25 protein-coding genes are annotated in these 22,375 nt (G+C 64.1%); 17 read left to right on the top strand and 8 right to left on the bottom strand.

Going from position 1 to position 22,375, the window contains the following annotated elements:
- The first annotated feature begins 43 nt into the window (after positions 1–43).
- A complete protein-coding gene (locus IEV58_RS15880) occupies positions 44–460 on the top strand; it encodes an RrF2 family transcriptional regulator (protein WP_188410801.1) in 417 nt (138 codons plus the stop codon).
- Between the two features lie 110 nt (positions 461–570).
- Here the strand turns inward: IEV58_RS15880 and IEV58_RS15875 are convergent, their stop codons facing one another.
- From IEV58_RS15875 to IEV58_RS15860, 4 genes are all read right to left on the bottom strand, one after another.
- Complete coding sequence (locus IEV58_RS15875) at positions 571–891, bottom strand: antibiotic biosynthesis monooxygenase family protein (RefSeq protein ID WP_188410800.1); 321 nt, start codon at positions 889–891, stop codon at positions 571–573.
- A gap of 39 nt (positions 892–930) precedes the next feature.
- A complete protein-coding gene (locus IEV58_RS15870; protein WP_188410799.1) occupies positions 931–1,386 on the bottom strand; it encodes a DUF1801 domain-containing protein in 456 nt (151 codons plus the stop codon).
- A 41-nt stretch (positions 1,387–1,427) separates the two neighbouring features.
- Positions 1,428–1,910 carry a DUF1801 domain-containing protein gene (locus IEV58_RS15865; RefSeq protein ID WP_188410798.1) on the bottom strand — a complete coding sequence of 161 codons (483 nt, stop codon included), beginning with the start codon at positions 1,908–1,910 and terminating at the stop codon, positions 1,428–1,430.
- Between the two features lie 187 nt (positions 1,911–2,097).
- The gene (locus IEV58_RS15860) at positions 2,098–2,469 is read right to left on the bottom strand and encodes an SPW repeat domain-containing protein (RefSeq protein ID WP_188410797.1); all 372 of its coding nucleotides are present in this window, start codon (positions 2,467–2,469) and stop codon (positions 2,098–2,100) included.
- A 351-nt stretch (positions 2,470–2,820) separates the two neighbouring features.
- Here IEV58_RS15860 and IEV58_RS15855 point away from each other — a divergent pair, with 351 nt between their 5' ends.
- From IEV58_RS15855 to IEV58_RS15845, 3 genes are all read left to right on the top strand, one after another.
- Positions 2,821–3,027, top strand: a complete 207-nt coding sequence (locus IEV58_RS15855) for a hypothetical protein (protein ID WP_188410796.1) — start codon at positions 2,821–2,823, stop codon at positions 3,025–3,027.
- 195 nt (positions 3,028–3,222) lie between these two features.
- Positions 3,223–3,702 (top strand): VOC family protein, encoded by a 480-nt coding sequence (locus IEV58_RS15850; RefSeq protein ID WP_188410795.1) that lies wholly within the window; start codon positions 3,223–3,225, stop codon positions 3,700–3,702.
- A 65-nt stretch (positions 3,703–3,767) separates the two neighbouring features.
- On the top strand, positions 3,768–4,127 hold the full coding sequence (locus IEV58_RS15845) for a DUF423 domain-containing protein (protein WP_188410794.1): 360 nt from the start codon (positions 3,768–3,770) through the stop codon (positions 4,125–4,127).
- Positions 4,128–4,151: 24 nt separating this feature from the next.
- Here IEV58_RS15845 and IEV58_RS15840 read toward each other — a convergent pair whose 3' ends face one another.
- Positions 4,152–4,652, bottom strand: coding sequence for an HdeD family acid-resistance protein (locus IEV58_RS15840; RefSeq protein WP_229729519.1), 501 nt, complete (start codon positions 4,650–4,652; stop codon positions 4,152–4,154).
- Between the two features lie 897 nt (positions 4,653–5,549).
- On the opposite strand from IEV58_RS15840, the gene IEV58_RS15835 reads away from it, so the two are divergent.
- Positions 5,550–6,986 (top strand): GNAT family N-acetyltransferase, encoded by a 1,437-nt coding sequence (locus IEV58_RS15835; protein ID WP_188410793.1) that lies wholly within the window; start codon positions 5,550–5,552, stop codon positions 6,984–6,986.
- A 116-nt stretch (positions 6,987–7,102) separates the two neighbouring features.
- Here the strand turns inward: IEV58_RS15835 and IEV58_RS15830 are convergent, their stop codons facing one another.
- Positions 7,103–7,837, bottom strand: a complete 735-nt coding sequence (locus IEV58_RS15830) for an SDR family oxidoreductase (RefSeq protein ID WP_188410792.1) — start codon at positions 7,835–7,837, stop codon at positions 7,103–7,105.
- Positions 7,838–7,861: 24 nt separating this feature from the next.
- Positions 7,862–8,200 carry an Atu4866 domain-containing protein gene (locus tag IEV58_RS15825; RefSeq protein ID WP_188410791.1) on the bottom strand — a complete coding sequence of 113 codons (339 nt, stop codon included), beginning with the start codon at positions 8,198–8,200 and terminating at the stop codon, positions 7,862–7,864.
- A gap of 98 nt (positions 8,201–8,298) precedes the next feature.
- Here IEV58_RS15825 and IEV58_RS15820 point away from each other — a divergent pair, with 98 nt between their 5' ends.
- Complete coding sequence (locus IEV58_RS15820) at positions 8,299–9,195, top strand: LysR family transcriptional regulator (RefSeq protein WP_188410790.1); 897 nt, start codon at positions 8,299–8,301, stop codon at positions 9,193–9,195.
- A 379-nt stretch (positions 9,196–9,574) separates the two neighbouring features.
- The gene (locus IEV58_RS15815) at positions 9,575–12,406 is read left to right on the top strand and encodes an autotransporter family protein (RefSeq protein WP_188410789.1); all 2,832 of its coding nucleotides are present in this window, start codon (positions 9,575–9,577) and stop codon (positions 12,404–12,406) included.
- A 44-nt stretch (positions 12,407–12,450) separates the two neighbouring features.
- Here the strand turns inward: IEV58_RS15815 and IEV58_RS15810 are convergent, their stop codons facing one another.
- A complete protein-coding gene (locus IEV58_RS15810; RefSeq protein WP_188410788.1) occupies positions 12,451–13,344 on the bottom strand; it encodes an arginase family protein in 894 nt (297 codons plus the stop codon).
- Between the two features lie 134 nt (positions 13,345–13,478).
- On the opposite strand from IEV58_RS15810, the gene IEV58_RS15805 reads away from it, so the two are divergent.
- The 10 genes from IEV58_RS15805 (at position 13,479) to IEV58_RS15760 (ending at position 22,222) form a co-directional block, all read left to right on the top strand.
- Positions 13,479–14,606, top strand: coding sequence for an alpha/beta hydrolase (locus IEV58_RS15805; RefSeq protein ID WP_188410787.1), 1,128 nt, complete (start codon positions 13,479–13,481; stop codon positions 14,604–14,606).
- A 24-nt stretch (positions 14,607–14,630) separates the two neighbouring features.
- On the top strand, positions 14,631–15,611 hold the full coding sequence (locus tag IEV58_RS15800) for an Lnb N-terminal periplasmic domain-containing protein (protein ID WP_188410786.1): 981 nt from the start codon (positions 14,631–14,633) through the stop codon (positions 15,609–15,611).
- A 67-nt stretch (positions 15,612–15,678) separates the two neighbouring features.
- The gene (locus IEV58_RS15795) at positions 15,679–16,029 is read left to right on the top strand and encodes an ArsR/SmtB family transcription factor (RefSeq protein ID WP_188410860.1); all 351 of its coding nucleotides are present in this window, start codon (positions 15,679–15,681) and stop codon (positions 16,027–16,029) included.
- Between the two features lie 5 nt (positions 16,030–16,034).
- Positions 16,035–16,460, top strand: coding sequence for an arsenate reductase (glutaredoxin) (gene arsC / locus IEV58_RS15790; protein ID WP_188410785.1), 426 nt, complete (start codon positions 16,035–16,037; stop codon positions 16,458–16,460).
- A gap of 9 nt (positions 16,461–16,469) precedes the next feature.
- Positions 16,470–17,525 carry an ACR3 family arsenite efflux transporter gene (gene arsB / locus IEV58_RS15785; protein ID WP_188410784.1) on the top strand — a complete coding sequence of 352 codons (1,056 nt, stop codon included), beginning with the start codon at positions 16,470–16,472 and terminating at the stop codon, positions 17,523–17,525.
- The gene (arsH, locus tag IEV58_RS15780) at positions 17,525–18,235 is read left to right on the top strand and encodes an arsenical resistance protein ArsH (protein WP_188410783.1); all 711 of its coding nucleotides are present in this window, start codon (positions 17,525–17,527) and stop codon (positions 18,233–18,235) included. Before arsB ends, arsH begins: the two co-directional genes overlap by 1 nt.
- A gap of 1 nt (position 18,236) precedes the next feature.
- On the top strand, positions 18,237–19,448 hold the full coding sequence (arsK, locus tag IEV58_RS15775; RefSeq protein WP_188410782.1) for an arsenite efflux MFS transporter ArsK: 1,212 nt from the start codon (positions 18,237–18,239) through the stop codon (positions 19,446–19,448).
- A gap of 53 nt (positions 19,449–19,501) precedes the next feature.
- Complete coding sequence (locus IEV58_RS15770) at positions 19,502–19,897, top strand: (R)-mandelonitrile lyase (RefSeq protein WP_188410781.1); 396 nt, start codon at positions 19,502–19,504, stop codon at positions 19,895–19,897.
- Positions 19,898–19,991: 94 nt separating this feature from the next.
- Positions 19,992–20,960, top strand: coding sequence for a tripartite tricarboxylate transporter substrate-binding protein (locus tag IEV58_RS15765; protein WP_188410780.1), 969 nt, complete (start codon positions 19,992–19,994; stop codon positions 20,958–20,960).
- A 98-nt stretch (positions 20,961–21,058) separates the two neighbouring features.
- Positions 21,059–22,222 carry a mandelate racemase/muconate lactonizing enzyme family protein gene (locus IEV58_RS15760; protein ID WP_188410779.1) on the top strand — a complete coding sequence of 388 codons (1,164 nt, stop codon included), beginning with the start codon at positions 21,059–21,061 and terminating at the stop codon, positions 22,220–22,222.
- Positions 22,223–22,375 lie beyond the last annotated feature (153 nt).

Raw genomic sequence — 22,375 nt, 5'->3', positions numbered from 1 at the left:
AACAAGAATACATGTTTTCAAGATGCGACATTTTGGATGAGCCATGCGCCTGACGCTCCACACCGATTACGCCCTGCGCGTCATGATCTATCTGTCCGCGCACGAGGAGCGTCTGTGCTCGATCGGCGAGATCGCGGGCGCCTATGGCATCTCGCACAACCATCTCATGAAGGTGGTGCATCGGTTGGGTAAGGCGGGTTTCGTGGAGACCACACGCGGGCGAAGCGGCGGCGTCCGGCTGGCAAAACCGCCCGCTGAGATCCGCGTGGGCGACGTCATCAAGGAGATGGAGGAAGGGCTCGAACTGGTCGACTGCGGCTCCTGCTCCATCGCCGCCGGCTGCGGCATGACCAAGGTTCTTAACGAGGCGGTGGCCGCCTTCATGTCGGTCTTCGACCGCTACACCTTCGCCGATCTGCCCGCCGGCGGCACGGCGCTCTCCCTGCTCTGGCGGCGCTAGCAAATTCGCGAGCCTGGAATGGATTTCCCTCGCCGCTTTTTCCGCTAAGCGAGGAGGGACGGCAGCATGAGCACCTCGGCGGGGGAAAAAGCTGGGGCGAGCGGCGACGCTCACTTCGATTCCGTATGCACCACCTCATAGAGACAGGGCACGGCTGCCTCGCTGAGTTCACTCACCTCCGGCCATCTGTCCCTGAATTCCGGGGCGTGGTGGGCCTGTTCCAGGAGCTCCCGCGTGGTCCACTGCACGTAATTGACGATCTTTTTGCCGTCGAGGCTGCGGTGCAGGCTGATGGAGACGAAACCCTCCTGCATCGCCATGAAGCGCGCCCGCTCGGTCAGGATCCTGAGAAGCTCCTCCTGATGCTCAGGCGCGGTCTCGACGGTGGTGATCTGGGTGACGTGCCCGCCTTCCTTGGTGATGATGCTCATGGCGATGATCTCCGGTTAGAGGGTCCTCTCGGCACGGCATCAGTTTTTCGACGCCGCCTTGCCGCTGGTCGATCGCTTTCGGGCGCGGGCGGCATCCGCCTCCATGTTCAGCGCCACGGCGGCCCGGATGAGCCCCTTCAGCGCCTTCCCGTCGATCGCCTCGCCCTCATGAATGTCGATGGCGCGCCTTACGTTGCCATCGAGACTGGAATTGAAGAGGCCCGAGAGGTCGTCCAGCGAGGCGCCCTTGGCGAAGGTCAGCTTTACCGCCGTCTTGTAGGTCTCGCCGGTGCAGATGATCCCTGCGTGCGACCACACCGGAACGCCTCTCCACTTCCACTCCTCGACCACATCGGGATCGGCCTCATGGATGAGAGAGCGGACCTGCGCCAGCGTCGCGCCCCGCCAGTCTCCCAGCTCCTTGATCCTGGCGTCGATCAACCGGGAGGGAGTGTCTCCTCCCTGTCCTTCCGCTCCGCTCGTGCCCATGCTCATACCTGCCGTCGTTCTCGATTTAAGCGCCACCCCGAGGCGGCTCACATGCGCTCGCCGGGAAGCTGGCTGGCCTGCTTCACCCAGGCCGCCAGTTGCGCTTCGTCGAATTCATCGCCCTCATGGATGTGGAAATAGCGCGTGTCCTGGCTCTTGGACGCGACGGGCGGCACGGGATCGAGCGACGTGCCTCGAAAAAAGGCGAGCTTGATGTATTTGGCGAAGCAATGAAGGCTGAGGAACCAGCCCTCCTGCCCTTCCACGCCATAGAACGGCGAATTCCATTTCACCGCCTTGCGCACACCGGGAACGCTGCGGGTGATGAGCCTGTCGAGGCGATGCCCAATCTCGCTCTTCCAGCCGGGCATGGCCGCGATATAGGCCTGCACGGGGGCATCCCCCTCGCCCTTCGGGATCTGCGGATTGCCGCCGGAGAGGAGTTTGGGCTCGCCGGCCTTCGCGGGGCTCTCGCTCCGCGGCTTTTTCGTTTTGGCCGTGGATAGGCTGCCCGCAGTCTTGCCTGCCATGCGTTTTCCCTGCTGATCGGTGACGGGTCTCTCCGGAATGATACCTCTCACCCACCGAGCAACCAAGTCCTTCACCGTGGCGGCTGTGCCGAAGGCACCGTCTCGCCATCAGGCCAGCAGGAGAGCGCCGGTAAACCGAGGCTGCCGAGGAGGACGGCGGGCGAAATCCGCGCCGTCCCAATCCACCTCACCGCCTCAGATCGGGAGATCTGCCGAAGGGCACCGTCTTCGTGACCAGGCTCGCCAGAATCTCAAAGGCGCCGAACACCACATGCGGCCAGACGATCCTGTCGGCAAAGCCGAACAGCCAGGGCGAGGCAAGCAGCAGCAGGCCGCTCAGCCCATCGAGCAGGAGATGAAAGGGCATGGAGAGGATGCCGATGAGCCCCAGCTCATAGCGCGTGCCGAGGCTGTAGACGACAGCGGCCACCCCGAGCGTCTGGGGCACATATTGCGCCGCCGTGCCATCGGCAAAGCCGAGGAGATGCGGCAGTGCGATGAGCACCATGCCGACGAGATAATCGACAACGCCATGAACATAGGTGGGCAGGACGCGCATGACCAAGCTCCAGCGTGCCGAAAGAAGCGCTGCACGGTGGGGTTGGTTCCCCGATGACGGCTGGATCTATGACAAACTGTTCTGTCGCTGGCATCAAATGCGAAACCATGCCGGCGTCGGAGGACGGACCGGTGTGCCGTTGCTGCCGCCCGGCGCATGATCCCGTTGCTCCCACTGGTTGAATCCTGCGGCGGAACCCACCACGGCTATGGAACCGCGCCGTTACCACTTTCGTTCAATAAAGCAAAGTGATTGTGGAAGAATTCGCTGTGCACAGTTCACTGCACAGGCAAAGATCGCTGGAGGACTTCTCGAATTGTGATACAACCGGTGAGAGAATAAGGCAGAATCGTGACGCAGATGACCTACGTGCTCATTGGCGGATTTGTCTGGCTCGCTTTGACCGGCCTCATCGTGGCCCTGCTCAGGGCGGGGTCTCAAGCGGACGACGAAATGCTCGGCGATCTCCAGTACACCGATGACATGGAGAAACATGTCGATGCGGCGGAGGCCGATGCGGAAGCCGTCTCCCCCCGCAGCAAGATCGCCGCCGAGTAACAGAGCGCCCGATCCATTGAAAGGACGCCCCGCAGCTTCTGGCGCGCCCGTCATTTCAGAAGCAACGCCGGCCCCCTCCGTATCTCGCAAGGTCAACATCCCGGCTGGTTCACAGCACCGGCCCTGTTGTAGGCTCGGCACGCCGGCTCCCGTGCGCAGGGGCCGCGATCACCTTCAGAAGCGAAAGGACAAGCAATGGCCATCGCCAAGAACACGATCTGCCTGTGGTTCGACAAGGACGCCGAGGCCGCGGCCCGCTTCTATGCCGAAACCTTCCCCGACAGCGCGGTCACGGCCCTCCACCATGCCCCCACCGACTATCCCTCCGGCAAGGCGGGCGACGTGCTGACGGTGGATTTCACCGTCGCCGGCATCCCCTGCCTCGGACTCAACGGTGGACCTGCGTTCAAGCACAGCGAAGCCTTCTCGTTCCAGATCGCCACCGACGATCAGGAGGAGACCGACCGCTACTGGAACGCCATCGTCGGCAATGGCGGCAAGGAAAGCGCCTGCGGCTGGTGCAAGGACAGATGGGGCATCTCCTGGCAGATCACGCCGCGCGTCCTGACCGAGGCCATGGCGGCCGGCGGCGAGGAAGCAAAACGCGCCTTCACCGCCATGATGGACATGACGAAGATCGACGTCGCCGCCATCGAGGCCGCCCGGCGCGGCTGACAGCCGGGGGGATTCAGACCTGCAGGCATTGGCTTCCTGAGGCGGCCTGCCCTAAAGTTCGACGCATGCTCGTCTGGTTCCCGCCCCTTATGATCGTTCTGGCTGGCCTTCTCGGCGCTGCCGGCGTCGCCGCCGCTGCCGCTTCCAGCCACGCCACGGACGGCCCGCGCTTTGCCTCGCTCGCGCTCATCGCGCTGACGCAGGCGCCGGCGCTGCTCGCCCTCGGCCTCTATGCAGGTCCGGGAACGGTTCTGCGCATTGGAGGGCTGGTGATTGCCTTGGGCGCGCTGCTCTTCTGCCTCGATCTCGCCAGCCGGCAGTTCATCGGCAACGGGCTCTTCCCGATGTCGGCTCCGCTCGGCGGCATGGCGATGATCGCCGGCTGGCTGCTTGTCGGGATTGGCGGCCTGATCCTCAGGTTTTGAAGGCCGATACAGGGCGACGCCGGCTCACACCTGGCTTTCGATGGGTATGTCGTCAGCGCTGCGCACCCGCCATGCCAGATAGGCCAGTGCGGCCCCTTCGCTGATCAGGCCGACGCCGAACAGGACCCCCGGAAGCCACACGGCCGTCAACGGCATATTCGCCCACAGCGTCAGGGCCAGGAGGATGACGATGATGCCGCTGAGGAGCACCAGCCCCCAATGGGGCAAGGGCCGGATCGTCAGCGCGAAGATGACCTTCGATATTCCTTCGATCATGAAGAAAACGATGAGCAGCAATGTAATCGTGAGAAGCCCGGCGCCGGCATTGTTGAGAATGAGCGTTCCGACGAGCACGAAAAGAACGACCGAGATGAGCTGCAGCCAGAACTGCGGCACGGCCCTCGCCCCGATCAGGCCCAATCCCTGAACGATGCCGGTCGCGATCAGAAGCCAGCCGAGGAACCGCAGCAGTGCGAATGATGAGAAGGCGGGAAAGATCAGCGAAAACAATCCCGCTAAAATCATCAGGCATCCTTGCAACAGATACCACAAGGAGTGTCGCCTTACGGTTTCCGCGCGGCTTCCCGCATCAGGTTGGACGCGGCATCCAGCGATATCGCCATTGCACCTCTCCATCATCGAAGCAGGCAGTCATAAGAGCACGTTAGGATCCCCGATCCGGCGACGCAAGGCAAAAGAATAGAAGCGATTTATGATTTAAATTTTCGCATTTAATCTTATGAACTGGGCATATCCTGACGTCTTGTCCTTTCTCACGGGCTTCCATGTAGTGCATACGGGCAATCGCAGTCGTCCGGAATCTCTCCCAGCCGAAATCGGCACCTGCAGTCGGAGGTGGCGCGGACATCGGCATCATAGACGAAGCTACCCTTTCGACGATGATCTGTTCGCAAGCTGGGCTCGTAACGGCTTAGATGCTTGGGAGCAGAACCCGGAAGGCAGGATCGTCATTCAGCCATATAAGACCCTTGGTGAAATGCCGTGCCTCTGCTTCACGGCTTCAGCGCGCGAAGGAAAGGTATATTGAGACATAGGAGTGCGCGTATTACCAGAGACCCTGCTGTGGACCGATCGGTGACCCGCTATCCGCGAATGACCGTAATGCGCCCCAAAGCCCCCCATAGCGAAAGGCCTCATCACTCCTGAAAGCCCACACTTCCATGTGCCCACTGAAATCTGATCGCAGCGACCTCTCGGTCGCGCCGAGGCGCCGTAATTGGTAATAAGAGAAATTACGGATTTCGCGACTAGGATTTGAATATAGAAGTCGATTGCCGTGGAGTTTAAACTCACTCCACAATAGCGGGAGATTGGTTGCACCGTCATAGTGAGGGTGTTGTGCATTGGAATAACTGGAGGGCTCATACCCTCTCGGCTGTCAGAATAGTCTAGGATGGCGATATGGGCCTGAAAAAGAAAATCAAAACGATAAGTCAGATTACGCGGACATTTCTGGCGGAAGGCGAAAACGAACGGGCGGACTTCAAACGCCTTCCAGACGGCATAAGCGCTGATGACCTAGTGGCTTTCGCAAATTCCGACGGGGGCGGGAACATTCTCGCGGGCATCGATGAGCAAACGGTCGATAGTGCTCAGATTGGCGTCATCCGCGGATGCGATGTCAGCGATGCCACGATTCTGCAGGTGTTGAACAAAGCTGTCGGATGCATTCCCCCGGTATCGATCGATATCTTCATTGAGAACCTTAGTGACAAGCCGATCCTGCGAATCGAGGTGCCGTCCAGTCCGACAAAACCACACTGCACGTCGAAAGGGGTGTACTGCCGCCGTGATGGTGCGAGGAATCGTCCACTTCATCCGGGAGAGCTTCTGAAACTATTTCTTGAGACAGAAGCGAGTTCCTTTGCCGCTCGGTTCGAGGTCGCGGCAGAACGCATCACCGAGGAACTAGGCACCCTTGAGGCATCGCTCGACAGGAGCATTCAGAACATGTCTGACCAACTCGGCTGGGCCGACTATCAACTGGGAGACACGGAGAGCACCTTGGACACTATTCGAGCGATGGTGGCCCGATTGTCCAACGAGACGAGCGACGTCAATGCCAGGCTGCGGACGATCTTCCGTCAAGACAAGAGGGAAGACCCCATCCGAGAGCGCGAGCGGCTGAAATACGTTAACAGTATTATCAAGCAAATAAGAGACGATGAGGATTTACTGAAGCATGTGATGAGGGGGAAGGATCTGACCACAAAATCGGATTCTTCGCCCGCGGATATCACCGATGAAGACGCCAAACAGTTGCTGCAGATTGCGGCGGATTATGTCCGTGATCACGAGGATCGGAAGAAGTATGCCATCTTAGTAAAAAGTGCCAAGAAGTGCACTGATGTTGAGTTGGACCAGTTCGCCGCCAAGGTCGTCGCCGCCGGCGGTGAGATTGCAGATGACCTTCGGGCAAGAGTTGCGCGATCCTATCGTCTGGGGTTCATAACTTATGACGACGTCGTTGTGGGAACAGCGGCAATCAAGAAGCCTACGGCAAATTGCCGCGCGGAGGTATTTTGCAATGCGAAGAGCGATCTTACTCCGGCAGACTATTCATACGAGTTGAGCTGGATTTTTCTCGACGAACCGCACCGGAAAAAGGGACAGATGACTCGTCTCCTCAAGGAACTGTTTTCTGCTGTGAAGGATGCTGCAATGTTCGCCACCACCCGAACTTCGAACGACGTCATGCGGGACGTGCTGATTCAGTTTGGGTTTGTTTCAAACGGAGAAGATTATTCGCCCCAGCAACAAGCTGGTGAAACCTTAAAGCTGTTCGTTCGAGGCCCACAAGAAAACAAGTCGACGATGAGTGATGAAGCCAGACTATAAGAGCAGATTTGCAATGACCGCCCACGCCGCGATAGCGGCCAGTCTCCTCCGGCCAAAAGCCAAGATCAGCCGACGTTAGGTCACAACCCCTAACCTCATAACTAGACACTCCCCCACTAAATCCCGCTTGCCGTCGGCCGCACGATGATCTCGCTGACATCAACCTCCTCCGGCTGGCTCAGCGCATAGAGGATGGCATGGGCCACCGCCTCCGGGCTGATGGCGATGGCGCGGTAGGTGCGCATGGCGTCGCGGGCGCTTTCGTCGGTGATGGTCTCGGCCAGCTCCGAGGTCGTCACGCCCGGCGAGATGACGGTGACGCGCAGGCGGTCTTCCTCCTGGCGCAGGCCGTCGGAGATGGCGCGCACGGCGAATTTGGTGGCGCAGTAGACCGCCGCCGTGGGCGACACCTGATGGGCGCCGATGGAGGCCACGTTGACGATGTGGCCGCTGCCCTGCGCCTTCATGAGGGGGAGCGCGGCGGCGATGCCGTAGAGCACGCCCTTGATGTTGACGTCGACCATGCGGTCCCATTCGTCCACCTTCAGCGCCGCCATGGGTGACAGCGGCATGACGCCGGCGTTGTTGATGATGACGTCGAGCCGGCCGAACTCCGCGCGGGCAAAACCGGCGAAAGCCTCCACATCGGCGCGGTCGGTGACGTCGAGCCGGCGCAGCCGCACCGCGCCGCCGCGCGTGGCGATCTCGTCCGCCAGCTTCTCCAGCCGCTCGGTGCGGCGCGCGCCGATGACGATCTTCCCGCCTGCCTCGGCGAGAACCCGGGCGGTGGCCTCACCGATGCCGCTGCTGGCGCCGGTAATGGCGATGACTTTTCCTTCGATGCCTGACATTTGTCGTCTCCTTCGGTTCAGATTTCAGCGGCGGCGGAAGATCATGCCGCCATGGTGCAGGGTGTTGTCGTCGACGAAGGTGCCGTCGGCGGTGAAGCCGGTGTCGTCCCAGTAGTCGATGTGGGTGCCGGTCACCTCGTAGCGGCCCCGGTAGGCGCTTTCGCGGCTGCCGCGTGCCTCGTCGTAGCGGCCGTTGGGCAGAAGCTCATGCCTGATGTGGCCGTCGTCGGTGACCCACATCCCGACGTAAGGGTGCGGCATTCGTCCGCTGTCCGTCATCTCTCCGGCTCCCGCCGCTGGGGCGAAGCCGGCAAGCAGCAGGGCCGAGGCCCAGGCCGCGTGGCTGACGAGTTGAACGCTCATGATCCATCTCCGTGCTCGGTTGGTGGAGCGAAGATAGGCAGAGTCATTGGGCAGATTAAGTTGCCGATCTGATATGATCTGTTTAGCATATCTTACCAATGGCGGATGATTTCGAGGGCATCTCTGTGTTCCTGGCTGTGGCGGAGGCCTTGAGCTTCCGCGTCGCGGCCGAACGCCTGGGCGTGACGCGCTCGGCCGTCAGCCAGGCCCTGCAGCGGCTGGAGGACCGGCTGGGCGTGGCGCTCGTCCAGCGCACCACCCGCAGCGTGCGCCTCACCGAGGCGGGCGCGCTCTTTTATGCGCAGGTCCGCCCCGCGGCGGAGGGCCTGCGCGAGGCGGTCCAGGCCGTGCGCGAGGTTGAGGCGCGTCCCAGCGGCCTGCTGCGGATCGCGGTCTCCTCCATCGCCGAACGCTTCATTTCCGGGCCGCTGCTGGCGGGCTTCATGGCCGCTCACCCGCAGGTGAAGCTCGACATCACCATCACCGACGAGGAGTTCGACATCGTGGAGGCGGGCTTCGACGCCGGCGTGCGCCTGGGCGAAGTGATCGAGCAGGACATGATCGCGGTGGCCGTCTCGGCCGAGCAGCGGCAATGCGCCTTCGCCGCGCCGGGCTACATCGCCCGCCACGGCGCGCCGAGCCATCCGCGTGAGCTCATGGACCACATCTGCATCGGCTGGCGGCCGCGGCCCGACACCGCGCCCTATCGCTGGGAGTTCACGGAAGCCGGCCGCGACTTCGACGTGGCGGTGGCGCCCGCCTTCACCACCAACGACATGGGCATGATGATCCGCATGGCGAGGGCCGGTGCGGGCGTCACCTTCGGCATGGTGGAGACCTTCCAGCCCCTGATCGACCGGGGCGAACTGGTGCCACTGCTTCAGGACTTCGGGCCGCCCTTCCAGGGTTTCTATCTCTACTATCCCCGCCGCCACCGCCAGCCGCTGAAGCTGCGGGCGCTGGTGGACCACATCCGCGCATTCAACAGGGGCTGAGCATCGAGGCCAGGCGGCGCCCTGTCCTTACTTGGAGACCAACCCGCCGACGGCATGCTCGTCGAAGAAAGAAGCGTTAGATCTCTGTTAACCAACAAAAAAGCAAAATCTAAATGGGGCGACATGGGCCGGCATCTGTCGATTTTCAACTTAATCAAATCGTCAAAGTCACAAATGCCGAGATTTTTATAATATTCATAACAAATACATCTCACACGAAATGCGATGATATAAGCTGGGCATTAAAGTTGAAGTAGAGCCAGGGACTGGGATGAAGAGGAATGAAGACTTTAAGAGGGCAGGTCTCGAGCGTGTCTTAATGTGTTCACCGACCTTTTCCGCTTTGCCAAATTGGCAGGCGGCTTTGCTCGGTTGCCTGATGGCCAGCACGGCAAGCACGGCATTGGCGCAGACGGCCCAATGGACCGGCGCTGTGGACGATGACTGGTTCGAGCCTGGCAACTGGGACACCGGCGCGGTACCGGATGACTCAACCTATGCCGAGATGGCAGGCGGTGCCGTGGTCATCTCCGGCGGCGCCGCCGAGCCCTATTCCTTTACCGCAGGACCTGGCGCAACGGTGACCGTGACGGGAGCGGGATCCTCCCTGACCGCGCTGGAGCCATACCTTGAGGGTGGCACGCTCACCATCGAGAATGGCGGGTCATTCGCGACAAACAGATCGTTTTTCTTCGGCTCGGGCGAACTCCTGGTCACGGGGCCCGGTTCCAGCTTCACCGTAGACGACGCCTCCCTCGTCGACCTCGTCATGGGGCGCGGTGCCGGCGATGTAGTGGTAAGGGTCGAGGACGCTGGCCGGATCACGACACACCGCAGCATGATCGGCGAGGGACAGAACGGCAGCCTCGCCACAAGCCTGGAGGCCACGGTAACAGGTTCAGGCTCGATCTGGGATGCCGGCATCTTTTTTGGTGTCGGCGGCACCGATGCGATGGATGCGACGCTGACGATCGAAGATGGCGGCTTGATGATCGCGGACGGTGGCGCCATCGGAAATGGCGGTCTTGGGACGGCGCTCGTGACCGGCGCGGGCTCGGAGCTTCGTGTCACCGACTATGCCCTGCAGCTGGGCACCGAATTCAACTACGGCGGATTGGGCGATGGTTTCCTCACGATTGCGGACGGCGGCCTTGTTGCCGCCAACTCCCTGGTTGTAGGCAGCGCCGCCGGTGCGACAGGCGCGCTTCATCTCGACGGCACGGCTGGCGCGGAAGGTGTTCTCTTCGTTGGGAGCCTGCAAGGTGGATCGGGTGATGGATCGGTAGAGTTCGATGGCGGGATTCTCCGCGCAATGGCTCACAATGACAACTTCATCAGCCGGTTCGACGATGGAGATCTGGTCATTCAGTCTCTCGGCATCATCGATTCCAATGGCTTCACGGTTGGTGCCCGCAGCTCTCTCAGCGGCCCGGGCGCGCTGGAAAAGACCGGCGCAGGCACCCTGTTTCTGACGGCTGACAACACCTATGCCGGCGGCACCACGATCACCGCCGGCACGTTGCAGCTCGGCGATGGCGGAACGTCCGGCTGGATCCTTGGCGACGTGATCAACGACGGCGTTCTGGCCTTCAATCGTTCCGATGCGGTGACGTTCGGCGGCACGGTCACCGGAACGGGCGGCATCCACCAGATCGGCACGGGAACGACAACGCTCACGGCCGACAATTCCGCCCTCGCCGGTGTCTCCCAGGTGCATGACGGCGTCCTGTCGGTCGATGACCTGCTCGGCGGCACGATGGAGGTCGTAGGAGGACGACTTCAAGGTACCGGCCAGGTTGGCGGAACAACCAACTTCGCCGGCGGCACGATTGCGCCCGGCAATTCGATCGGCACGCTCACCGTGGCCGGCAATTATCTGGGCAACGGCGGCACGCTGGAGATCGAGACGGTTTTGGGCGACGACAATGCGGCCACGGACCTGTTGATCGTGACCGGCGATACATCCGGCAGCACCAATGTCCGGGTGATCAATGTTGGTGGTGCCGGCGCGCAGACGAACGAAGGCATCAAGATCATCGACGTTGGAGGCCTCTCCGGCGGAGACTTCACGCTGCTGGGCAGCTACACCTTTGAGGGTGACCCTGCCGTGGTTGGTGGGGCTTATGCCTACCGCCTCTACAAGGGCGGCGTAAGCACGCCTGCTGACGGCGACTGGTATCTCCGTTCGGCCCTGCTTGATTCTGGGATGCCGTCCGGCCCACTCTACCAGCCGGGCGCACCCGTTTATGAGGCATATGCTGCCGCGCTGCAGGGTTTGAACGGCCTTGATACTCTGCAGCAGCGCGTCGGCAATCGGTCCTGGACCAATGGTGTGGTTGATCCAAGCACGCTGCCCGACCATGCCGAGGCCAGCAGAGGCATCTGGGGCCGGATCATCGCCAGCCATCTGAGCGTTGATCCAAAATCCTCCACCACCCGCGCTGACTACCAGGTGAAAACCTGGCGATTGCAGTTTGGCGCGGACACGCAGGTCTATTCCGGAGAAGCCGGCGACCTGATCGGTGGTCTTTCCGCGCACTATGGCACCATTTCCGGCGATGTCAGCTCGATCTTCGGGAACGGTTCGATCAGCAGCACCGGTCACGGCGTGGGTGGATCGCTCACCTGGTATGGTTCCGGGGGCTTCTATCTGGATGGCCAGACCAATCTGACCTGGTACGACAGCGATCTTGCCTCTTCCATCGTTGCAACCCGACTTGTCTCGGGCAATGGCGGCTTCGGCTATGCTCTGGGCGTCGAAGCGGGTCAACAGATCGCGCTGGGGCCAAATTGGCTGGTCACCCCCCAGGCCCAGCTGATCTACTCGGTTGTCGACTACGATGACTTCACCGACACCTTCGGCGCAGCGGTGTCCCTGACCGACGGTGACGATCTCGAGATCCGCCTCGGCATTTCCGCCGACTACCAGAACGCCTGGACCGATGAGGCCGGCCGGATCAGCCGCATCCATGCCTATGGCATTGTCAATCTCCACCGTGACCTCTTCCCCGAGGCCAGGAGCGATCTTGCCGGCGTCCGTCTCATCAGCACACAGGAAAACCTTTGGGGCGGCCTTGGTCTTGGCGGCACCTACAATTGGAACAACGGCCGATATGCTCTCCGCGGTCAGGCGACGGTCAATACCAGCCTCGCCAACTTCGGCGGCAGCTACGCCGTCACCGGCACGGCTGGTCTCACTATGAGGTTCTGAGGGCGCGACCTGCTCTCGCGCTGGTGAAGGGCTGAACGCCGGGGCTAGGCTGTGCCCTTTCCGAGGGCGGCGGCGAGAATATCGACCAGAAGCTGCCCGGCACTGCCATCCTTATCGAGACGCGGGTTGTAGATCGTCACCTCGATGCCCACCGCCCGTCCGCTCTCCAGCGCAATGCGCAGCACTGTTTGAAGCTCCTCCGGCGACAGGCCGCCCGGCAGCCGGAAATCAACCGCGGGCATGATGGCATCGTCGAGGCAATCGGCGTCGAGATGGATGAAGAAGCCATCAAGCCCGGCCCGGCTCAGATGATCGACCGCCTCGCGCGCGGCCCTCTCCACGCCCATGTGGCGCAGCCGGGGAAGATCATAGGCCCGAAGCTCCGGCGGCAGGGGCTGGCTGCCGTACTCCTCTTGGTCCTTGTGATCGCGATAGGCGAAGGCCACCACATCCTCCGCGCGCACCAGCGGCCCCTGGCCCTGAAGATTGCTGAGCAGCTCCGGTCCATGGCCGGTGACCCAGGCAAGATCCATGGACGCGCCTTCACCATTGGGCTCCGCCTCCGGCTGGAAGAAATCAGCATTGCCGTCGATGAACAGGAGGCCATGGCGGCCGCGCCGCCGGAACGCGAGCATGGAGCCCATGAGAATGGTGCAATCGCCGCCCAGTACCACCGGCCAGCCTCCGGCATCGAGCACGGCCTCGATGGCGGCGGCAAGCTCCGGCGACCATGCGGCGATGGTCCGCGCGTTGAGAACGCCGGTGTCCGGGTCAGGCGCCGGATCCTTCGCCGGCACCGCCATGCGTCCGGCATGGCGGGCATCAAGACGCTCGGCAAGCCCCAGCGCGAGAAGCCGGGCCGGCAGATCCTCCACACCGTCAGTGGTGAGCCCCAGCGAGGACGGGGCCTCGAGGATGGCATGGCGTCTGGCGGTCATTTCCACAGGTTCCCAGTCTGTGGCGGAATGTGCCGGGTGCAGCAATGGTTCCGCCGTCGGCAAGGCTTCCGGCAGGGGCGCCGCCACGCTAGTCTGCGGGGCCCGCCTTCGCGAGCCCTCGGGGGAAGTTCTGCATGCTGCTGTTCCGCCTGCGCCGCCTGCTCATGGTTCTGCTGCCGCTGGCGCTCACTGCCGCCGGATGCGCGAGCCGGCCCGGCGCGGAGGTGCTGACCCCGGTCGCGGGGGCCGGTGCCGTACCGGGCGCGCGGCTCGTCACCGTCTATGTGGCCACCACGCGGGAGCGGGAGGCGCCCCATGCCCCCGTCTTCACGGCCGGGCGCGCCGAAGAGCCGAGCTATGCCCGCTTTGTCATCTCCATTCCGCCCGGCCACACGCCCAACGCCATCGAATGGCCGCGGGGCGAGCCGGATCCGGCGACGAGCTTTGCCATCGTCAGCCGCGAGCTGTTGAGCCCGCAGGCCTTCAAGGCCGAGGTCGCGCGCGGCAAGCGCCACGATGTCGGCGTCTTCATCCACGGCTACAACTACAATTTCCAGGAGGCGCTGTTCCGCCACGCGCAGATGGTGGCCGACGCCAATGTGCAGGGAACGCCCATCCTCTTCGCCTGGCCCTCGCGCGCGACCGTGACCGGCTATGTCTATGACCGCGATTCCGTCATCTTCTCCCGCGACGCGCTGACGGGCCTGTTCCAGACGCTGGCGCAGAGCCCTTCGGTCGGCAACATCACCGTCTTCGGCCACAGCATGGGTGGCTATCTCACGCTGGAGGCCCTGCGCCAGCTCAGGCTGGAGGGCAAGCACCGCGCCCTCGCGCGCCTGTCGGATGTCATCCTCGCCGCGCCTGACGTGGATTCCGACGTCTTCCTCAGGCAGTTGTCGGTCATCGGCCCCTTGGATCCGCCCATGGTGCTGCTGGTCTCCAAGGACGATAATGCATTAAGGGTCTCCAGAATCCTCTCCGGCGACCGCGCGCGGGTCGGGGCGGTCGATGTGTCGAGCCCCGAGGTGCGGGAGGCCGCCGCGAAAAACAACCTCACCATCATCGACATCTCCGAGGTTCCGGCGGGTGACCGGTTGAACCACGACCGCTACATCGGCCTTGTGGCGCTCTACGGCCAGGTGGCGGGGGAGCGCGGCCATTCGGGCCCGCCCGTACTGCAGGCTGGCGCCTTCATCTTCAACACCGCCGGGCTGACGCTTTCTGCACCCTTCCGCATCGCGGGTGAAGTCCTTGGCAACTGACGGCGGAGACACGAGGCGGGCGGCGTGAGGCTGGCGCTCTATCTCGGCGTCCTGACCGTCGCGGTGCTGCTGGCGGCGGGCGGCATCTGGTTCCAGTCCGCTGGCCTCATCCGCATCCTCCTGCTGTCCGGTCTCGTCCTCCTCAGCCTCGCACTCATCGTCCTTGCCCTGAAGCGGCACCGCACGGACCGCCGGCTGCCCTGGATCGCGCTCCTTCTCGTCATCCTCCTCGGCGCGCTCTGGTGGAGCACGATCCGCCCGCGCGGCGACCGCGCCTGGGCGCCCGATGTCGCCCACGGCCTCACCGCCGAGATCGCCGGCGAGACCGTCACGCTTCACAACGTCCGCAATTTCGAGTGGCGCAGCGAGACCGACTTCACCGAGCGCTGGGAGACCTGGACCCTCTCGCTCGACGAGCTCGACAGCGTCGACCTCTTCACCTCCAACTGGGGGCTCGCGCCCATCTCGCACACGCTTCTCAGCTTCGGCTTCCGCGATGGCCGCCATCTCGTGTTCTCCGCCGAGGTCAGGCGCGAGCGGGATGAGGAATTTTCCGAAATCGGCGGCTTCTTCAAGATGTTCGAGCTCGTCATGATCGGCGCCGCCGAGGGCGACATCATCCGCCTGCGCACCAACATCAGGCGCGAAGAGGTCTCGCTCTATCCCATCCGCATGAACGCCGAGCAGCGCCGCGCGCTCTTTCTCACCTTCCTGGAGCGGGCCAACGAATTGGCGCGGGAGCCAGCTTTCTACCAGACCATCACGACCAACTGCACCACCGTCATCTTTCAGCTTGCCCGCACAGTGGACCCGGGCCTGCCCTTCGACTGGCGCATCATTCTGTCGGGCTACCTGCCCGGCTACCTCTATGACCTCGAGGCGATCCCGACCGATGCGCCGCTTGATGAGGTGGAGCGCCGCGCCGCCATCAGCGCGCGTGGGCAGGCGGCCGGAAACGCGGCGGATTTCTCCGCCCGCATCCGCGGCGACACCCGGCAGCCATAGCGCAGCGCTTGCTTTTCGCGGCCGCCCCCGATAGATCTCAACATCTATTGAGATATTGAGGATTTCCATGGACGAGACGCAGGCGCTCGGGGCCTTCGCGGCCCTCTCCCAGGGAACGCGGCTGCGCATCGTGCGGCTGCTGGTGGAGGCCGGCCCCGAGGGGCTGCCGGCGGGTGCCATCGGCGAGGCCATGGACGGCGCCTCCTCCTCCCGCATGTCCTTCCACCTCAGCCAGCTGGAGCAGGCCGGTCTGGTGACCTCGCGCCGCGAGGGACGGTCGATCATCTACAGCGCCGCCTACCCGGCGCTGTCCGCGCTGGTGGACTTCCTCATGCGCGACTGCTGCCGGGGCCACCCGGAGGTCTGCGCCCCTGCCATGGCCGCGCTCTCCTCCTGCCACGAACCCGAGAAAGCCTAGATCATATGGACGTCATCATCTATCACAACCCCCAATGCGGCACCTCGCGGAACACGCTTGGGCTGATCCGCAATGCCGGCGTCGAGCCGCATGTGATCGAATATCTGAAGACCCCGCCCAGCCGCGAGATGCTGTGGCAGCTCATCCGGCGCATGGGCATCACGCCCCGCGAACTCCTGCGCGAGAAGGGCACGCCCTATGCCGAACTGGGCCTGGGCAATGCCGCCCTCACCGACGAGGAGCTCATCGACGCCATGCTGGCGCACCCCGTCCTGATCAACCGCCCCATCGTGGTGAGCCCCAATGGCGTGCGGCTGTGCCGCCCCTCCGAGGAGGCGCTGGACCTGCTGCCGCCGCAGCAGGGCGAATTCATCAAGGAAGACGGGGAACGCGTGGTGGACGAGCACGGCCGCCGTATCGCGACCGCCTGAGGACGGAAAATGTCGACGTTTGAACGCTATCTCACCCTCTGGGTCGCGCTCTGCATCGTGGCGGGCATCGCGCTCGGCTCTCTCATGCCTGGCTTCTTCCATGCCGTGGGTGCCGCCGAGATCGCCAAGGTCAACCTGCCCGTCGCGGCGCTGATCTGGCTGATGATCGTGCCCATGCTGGTCAAAATCGATTTCGCCGCCCTCGGCAGGGTGCGCGAGCACTGGCGCGGCATCGGCGTCACGCTCTTCGTCAACTGGGCGGTGAAGCCCTTCTCCATGGCGCTGCTCGGCTGGCTCTTCATCGGCTATCTCTTTCGGCCCTGGCTGCCGGCGGGTGAGATCGACAGCTATATCGCCGGTCTCATCATCCTGGCCGCCGCGCCCTGCACCGCCATGGTCTTCGTCTGGTCGAATCTCATCCGGGGCGAGCCGCATTTCACGCTGAGCCAGGTGGCGCTCAACGACGCCATCATGATCTTCGCCTTCGCGCCGGTCGTCGGCCTGCTGCTCGGCCTCTCCGCCATCACCGTGCCCTGGGACACGCTCGCCCTTTCGGTCGCGCTTTACATCGCCGTGCCGGTGATCGTGGCGCAGCTCCTGCGCCGCCGGCTGCTGGCGTCAGGCGGCGAGGAGGTCCTGAAGCGCTTCCTCGGCCGGCTGCAGCCGCTGTCGCTCGCCGCGCTTCTCGCCACGCTGGTTCTGCTGTTCGGCTTCCAGGGCCAGCAGATCCTGGCGCAGCCGCTCGTCATCCTGCTGCTCGCAGTCCCGATCCTGATCCAAGTCTATTTCAACGCCGGCCTCGCCTATCTGCTGAACCGGATCTCCGGCGAGCAGCACTGCGTCGCCGGGCCATCCGCCCTCATCGGCGCGTCCAACTTCTTCGAGCTTGCCGTTGCCGCCGCCATCAGCCTGTTCGGCTTTCACTCCGGCGCGGCGCTGGCAACCGTGGTCGGCGTCTTGATCGAGGTGCCGGTCATGCTGTCGGTGGTCTGGATCGTGAACCGTTCCAAGGGCTGGTATGAGGCTCCCGGTAAGAACCGCGTGGCGGCGGAGGCGGGAAGCTGATGCCCCAGCACCTGCCAAATGTCGCGCCGGACTGCCTCGATGTTCCCTCCATGGAACGGCTTCAGGTCAGGCCATCGACGCATCCGCCGCGCATCCTGCTGCTCTACGGCTCGCTGCGGGAGCGCTCCTACAGCCGGTTCCTGACGCTGGAGGCCGAGCGGCTGCTGCGGCACTTCGGCGCCGAGACACGCATCTTCGATCCGCACGGCCTGCCATTGCCTGACGGCGCCGAGGCCGGGCACCCCAAGGTGCGGGAACTGCGCGAGCTCTCGGCGTGGTCGGAGGGACAGGTCTGGACCAGCCCGGAACGACATGGCGCCATGAGCGCGGTGATGAAGGCGCAGATCGACTGGATCCCGCTGTCGGTCGGCGCGGTGCGACCAACCCAGGGGCGCACCTTGGCGGTGATGCAGGTCTCCGGCGGGTCGCAGAGCTTCAACGCCGTCAACCAGATGCGCGTGCTGGGCCGCTGGATGCGCATGGTGACCATCCCCAACCAGTCCTCCGTCGCCAAAGCCTGGCAGGAGTTCGACGAGGCCGGGCGAATGAAGCCCTCCTCCTATTACGACCGCGTGGTCGATGTGATGGAGGAACTGGTGAAGTTCACCCTGCTGACACGCGATGTTTCCGGCTACCTCACCGACCGCTACAGCGAGCGCAAGGAAGTGGCCGAAAAGCTCGCCACCCGCGTCGGGCTCGGGGCGATCTGACATGGGGACATGGCCGGTCATCGCGGCGCTGGGGCTGTCGCAGATCATCGGCTACGGCACGCTCTACTACAGCTTCAGCATCCTGGCGCCCGCCATGGCGCGCGACCTCGGCTGGCCGGTCGAATGGGTCTTCGGCGCCCTCTCCACCGCGCTGCTTCTCGGCGGTCTGGTGGCGCCGCAGGCCGGACGGTGGATCGACCGCTACGGCGCCGGGCGCGTGATGACGGCGGGCTCGCTCGCCGCCGCGGCGGCGCTTCTGGCCTGCGCCCTGGCGCCCGCGGGGGCGGTCTTCGTGCCGGCGCTGGTCGCCATCGAGATGGCCTCGACTCTGGTTCAGTACAACGCCGCCTTTCCCCTGCTGGTGCAGCGCGACGCGCACCGCGCGCAGCAGCACATCGTCTGGCTGACCCTGATCGGCGGCTTCGCCTCGACCATCTTCTGGCCCATCACCACGGCGCTTCACACCTTTCTGTCGTGGGAGCAGGTCTACGTCATCTTCGCCGCCATGCATCTTGCCATCTGCCTGCCCATCCACGCCTGGCTGTCCCGGCCGGCCCGCGCCTCGGCGGCAGGCGGCGCCCGCCTCTTCCCGCCGCAGGAAGCCCCGATCGAGGGCAGCCTGCCACAGGCGGCGCGGCGCAGGGCCTTCCTTCTCATGACCACGGGCTTTGCCCTGCAAAGCTTCGTCAGCGCCGCCATCCTCATCCACATGCTGCCGCTTCTCGCCGCGCTCGGCCTCGGGCTTGCCGGCGCCATGGTCGGCACGCTGTTCGGCCCGGCCCAGGTCCTGAGCCGTTTCGTCAACATGGTGTTCGGCCGGAGGCTGCCCCAGCTCATGCTCGCCATGATCTCAGCCGGACTGCTGCCGCTGGCGACGGCGGTGCTCATCCCGGGCGAGCCCTCGCTTCCGGCGGCCGTCGCCTTCGCCGTCCTGTTCGGCATGGGCAACGGGCTTTTCAGCATCGCCAACGGCACCCTGCCCCTGGTGCTGTTCGGCCGGTCCGGCTACGGCGCGCTCCAGGGCCGGGTGATGTCGGTGCGCCTGATCGTGGCCTCGGCCGCGCCCTTCACCTTCGCCGCGCTGATGGAGAACATCGGCGTGCGCGAGACACTCATGATCACGACGCTGCTTGGTGCCTGCGCCGTGCTGGCGTTCCTGTCCATCGCGCCTCTCTCACGTCCGCGCGGCGCCGCGGGCGAAGTCGCGCTATGATGGCGGGATGACACCTGCCGCGGCGGCGGGAAAAGCGTAAAGGAGCAAAGACCATGAAGATCACACGCGCGGGCTCGCAGCCCTCCGTTCGAGCACCGGCCGACTATTTCACCGGCACGGTGCGCCAGGATCCGCTCTTTGCCGCCGAGGCGCCCGCCCGCGTCGCGTCCAGCATGGTCACCTTCGAGCCTGGCGCGCGCACGGCCTGGCACACCCATCCGCTGGGCCAGAGGCTGTTCGTGGTCTCCGGCCTCGGCCGGGTGCAGCGCGAGGGCGGCCCCGTCGAGGAGATCCGCCCCGGCGATGTCGTCTCCTTCGCGCCCGGCGAAAAACACTGGCACGGCGCCTCCCCCACCACGGCCATGAGCCACATCGCCATTCATGAGGTGCTTGATGGCAAGACGGCCGATTGGATGGAGCATGTGACCGACGCCGAATACGGCGCCTGACGCACGGCATGCATTAAAGCCGAAACGGCATTGGACGCTGTCCTCCCTCCCGGTGCTCAATCGGGCAAAATAACAGCCCCCGGGAGGACTAATCATGAAGCTTGCCTTGACCCTGGCCGCGCTCGCGCTGACGAGCACCGCCGCCTTCGCGCAGAAGGATTATCCCACGCGGTCGATCACCATGGTGGTGCCCTATGCCGCCGGCGGTCCGACCGACACCATCTCGCGCCTCACCGCCGATGCCATGTCGAAGGCACTGGGCCAGCAGATCATCGTGGAGAACGTGGGCGGCGCCGGCGGCACGCTGGGTGCCCGCCGTGTGGCCGGCAGCGATCCCGACGGCTACACCATCATCATGCACCACATCGGCATGTCCACCGCGCCGACCCTCTATCGCCAGTTGCCTTACAAGCCGCTGGAGGCCTTCCAGCCCATCGGTCTCGTCAGCGATGCCGCCATGACGCTCATCTCCCGCGACGACTTTGAGGCCAAGGACATGAAGGAGATGGTCGCCCTCATCAAGGAAAAGGGCAAGGACCTCACCTATGCCAATGCCGGCATCGGCGCAGCCTCGCATCTCTGCGGCGTGCTGCTGCAGTCCATGATCGGCACCGAGATGACGACGGTGCCCTACAAGGGCAACGGCCCCATCATGACCGACCTCCTGGGCAAGCAGGTGGACATGACCTGCGACCAGGCGACCAACACCGTCGGTCCCATCAAGGACAAGAAGGTGAAGGTCTATGCCATCACCAGCAAGACGCGCTCCGACATGCTGCCCGACGTGCCCACCTCGGCGGAAACGGGTTTCCCCCAGTTCGAGGTCAGCGTCTGGCACGGGCTCTATGCACCGGCCGGCACGCCCGAGCCCGTGGTCAAGAAGCTCAACGAGGCGCTGAAGGCGGCCATGAAGGACGCCACGCTGAAGGAGCGCTTTGCCCAGATCGCGACCACGCCCGCCTCCGATGCCGACGCCACGCCCGAGGCGCTGAAGGAGAGGCTGTCGAGCGAGATTAAGCGCTGGGAGCCCATCATCAAGGAGGCCGGCCAGTTCGCCGACTGACCCTGCCACCTGACATTTGAAGCATCATGACGCCGCCGGGCGCCTCAGGTTCGGCGGCGTCGTCACGAAAAGTGCATGGCACATACGGAGCAAATAACGTGCGCATCATCGACGTCTGCGAAATCACCAAGCCGATTTCCTCGCCCATCCGCAACGCCTACATCGACTTCTCCAAGATGACGGCAAGCCTCGTCGCCGTGGTGACCGATCAGGTGCGCGACGGCCGACGCGTGGTGGGCTACGGCTTCAACTCCAACGGCCGCTACGGCCAGGGCGGGTTGATCCGCGAGCGCTTCCGCGACCGGATCCTGGAGGCCGAGCCCCAGAGCCTTATCAATGACGCCGGCACCAACATCGACCCGTCAAAGGTCTGGGCCGCCATGATGACGAACGAGAAGCCCGGCGGCCACGGCGAGCGCTCGGTGGCGGTGGGCACCATCGACATGGCGGTCTGGGACGCGGTGGCCAAGATCGAGGGCAAGCCGCTGTTCCGCCTGCTGGCCGAGATGAAGGGCGTGGAAGCAAACCCACGCGTCTTCGTCTATGCCGCCGGTGGCTATTACTATCCCGGCAAGGACAACAGCCAGCTGCGCCAGGAAATGCGCGGCTATCTCGACCGCGGCTACAATGTCGTCAAGATGAAGATCGGCGGCGCCTCCATTGACGAGGACCGCGCCCGCATCGAAAGCGTGCTGGAGGAAATCGGGTCCGAGGCGCAGCTCGCCGTGGACGCCAACGGCCGCTTCGATCTTGAGACCGGCATCGCCTATGCCAAGATGCTGCGCGACTATCCGCTGTTCTGGTACGAGGAGATCGGCGACCCGCTGGACTACGCCCTGCAGGCGGCGATCTCGGAGTTCTACCCCGGCCCCATGGCGACGGGCGAGAACCTCTTCTCCCACCAGGACGCCCGCAACCTCCTGCGCTACGGCGGCATGCGCCCCGACCGCGACTGGCTGCAGTTCGACTGCGCCCTCTCCTACGGCCTGGTCGAATACCTGCGCACGCTGGATGTGCTGCACCAGTTCGGCTGGTCGCCCTCCCGCTGCGTGCCCCACGGCGGCCACCAGATGTCCCTCAACATCGCCGCTGGCCTCGGCCTCGGCGGCAACGAGAGCTATCCGGACCTGTTCCAGCCCTACGGCGGCTTCCCCGACGGCGTGAAGGTCGAGGACGGACATATCGTGATGCCGGACCTTCCGGGCATTGGCTTCGAGGGCAAGAGCGACCTCATCAAGGTGATGAGGGAACTGGCGGAGTGATGGGATTGGTGGGTGCGGCCACATGCTTCGAGACTGCCCGCTGCGCGGGCACCTCAGCATGAGGACGGTGGCTGCGGCACTCTCAGAGAACAGCCAAACTTACAAAGCTCATCCTGAGGGTCGCTGAAGGCGACCTCACCCTGAGGGATCGCG

It is taken from the genome of Agaricicola taiwanensis, from assembly GCF_014635245.1.
Classification (GTDB): domain Bacteria; phylum Pseudomonadota; class Alphaproteobacteria; order Rhizobiales; family Methylopilaceae; genus Agaricicola; species Agaricicola taiwanensis.
The sequence above is the reverse complement of the archived record's forward strand: the minus strand, read 5'-3'. Positions and strand labels throughout refer to the sequence as shown.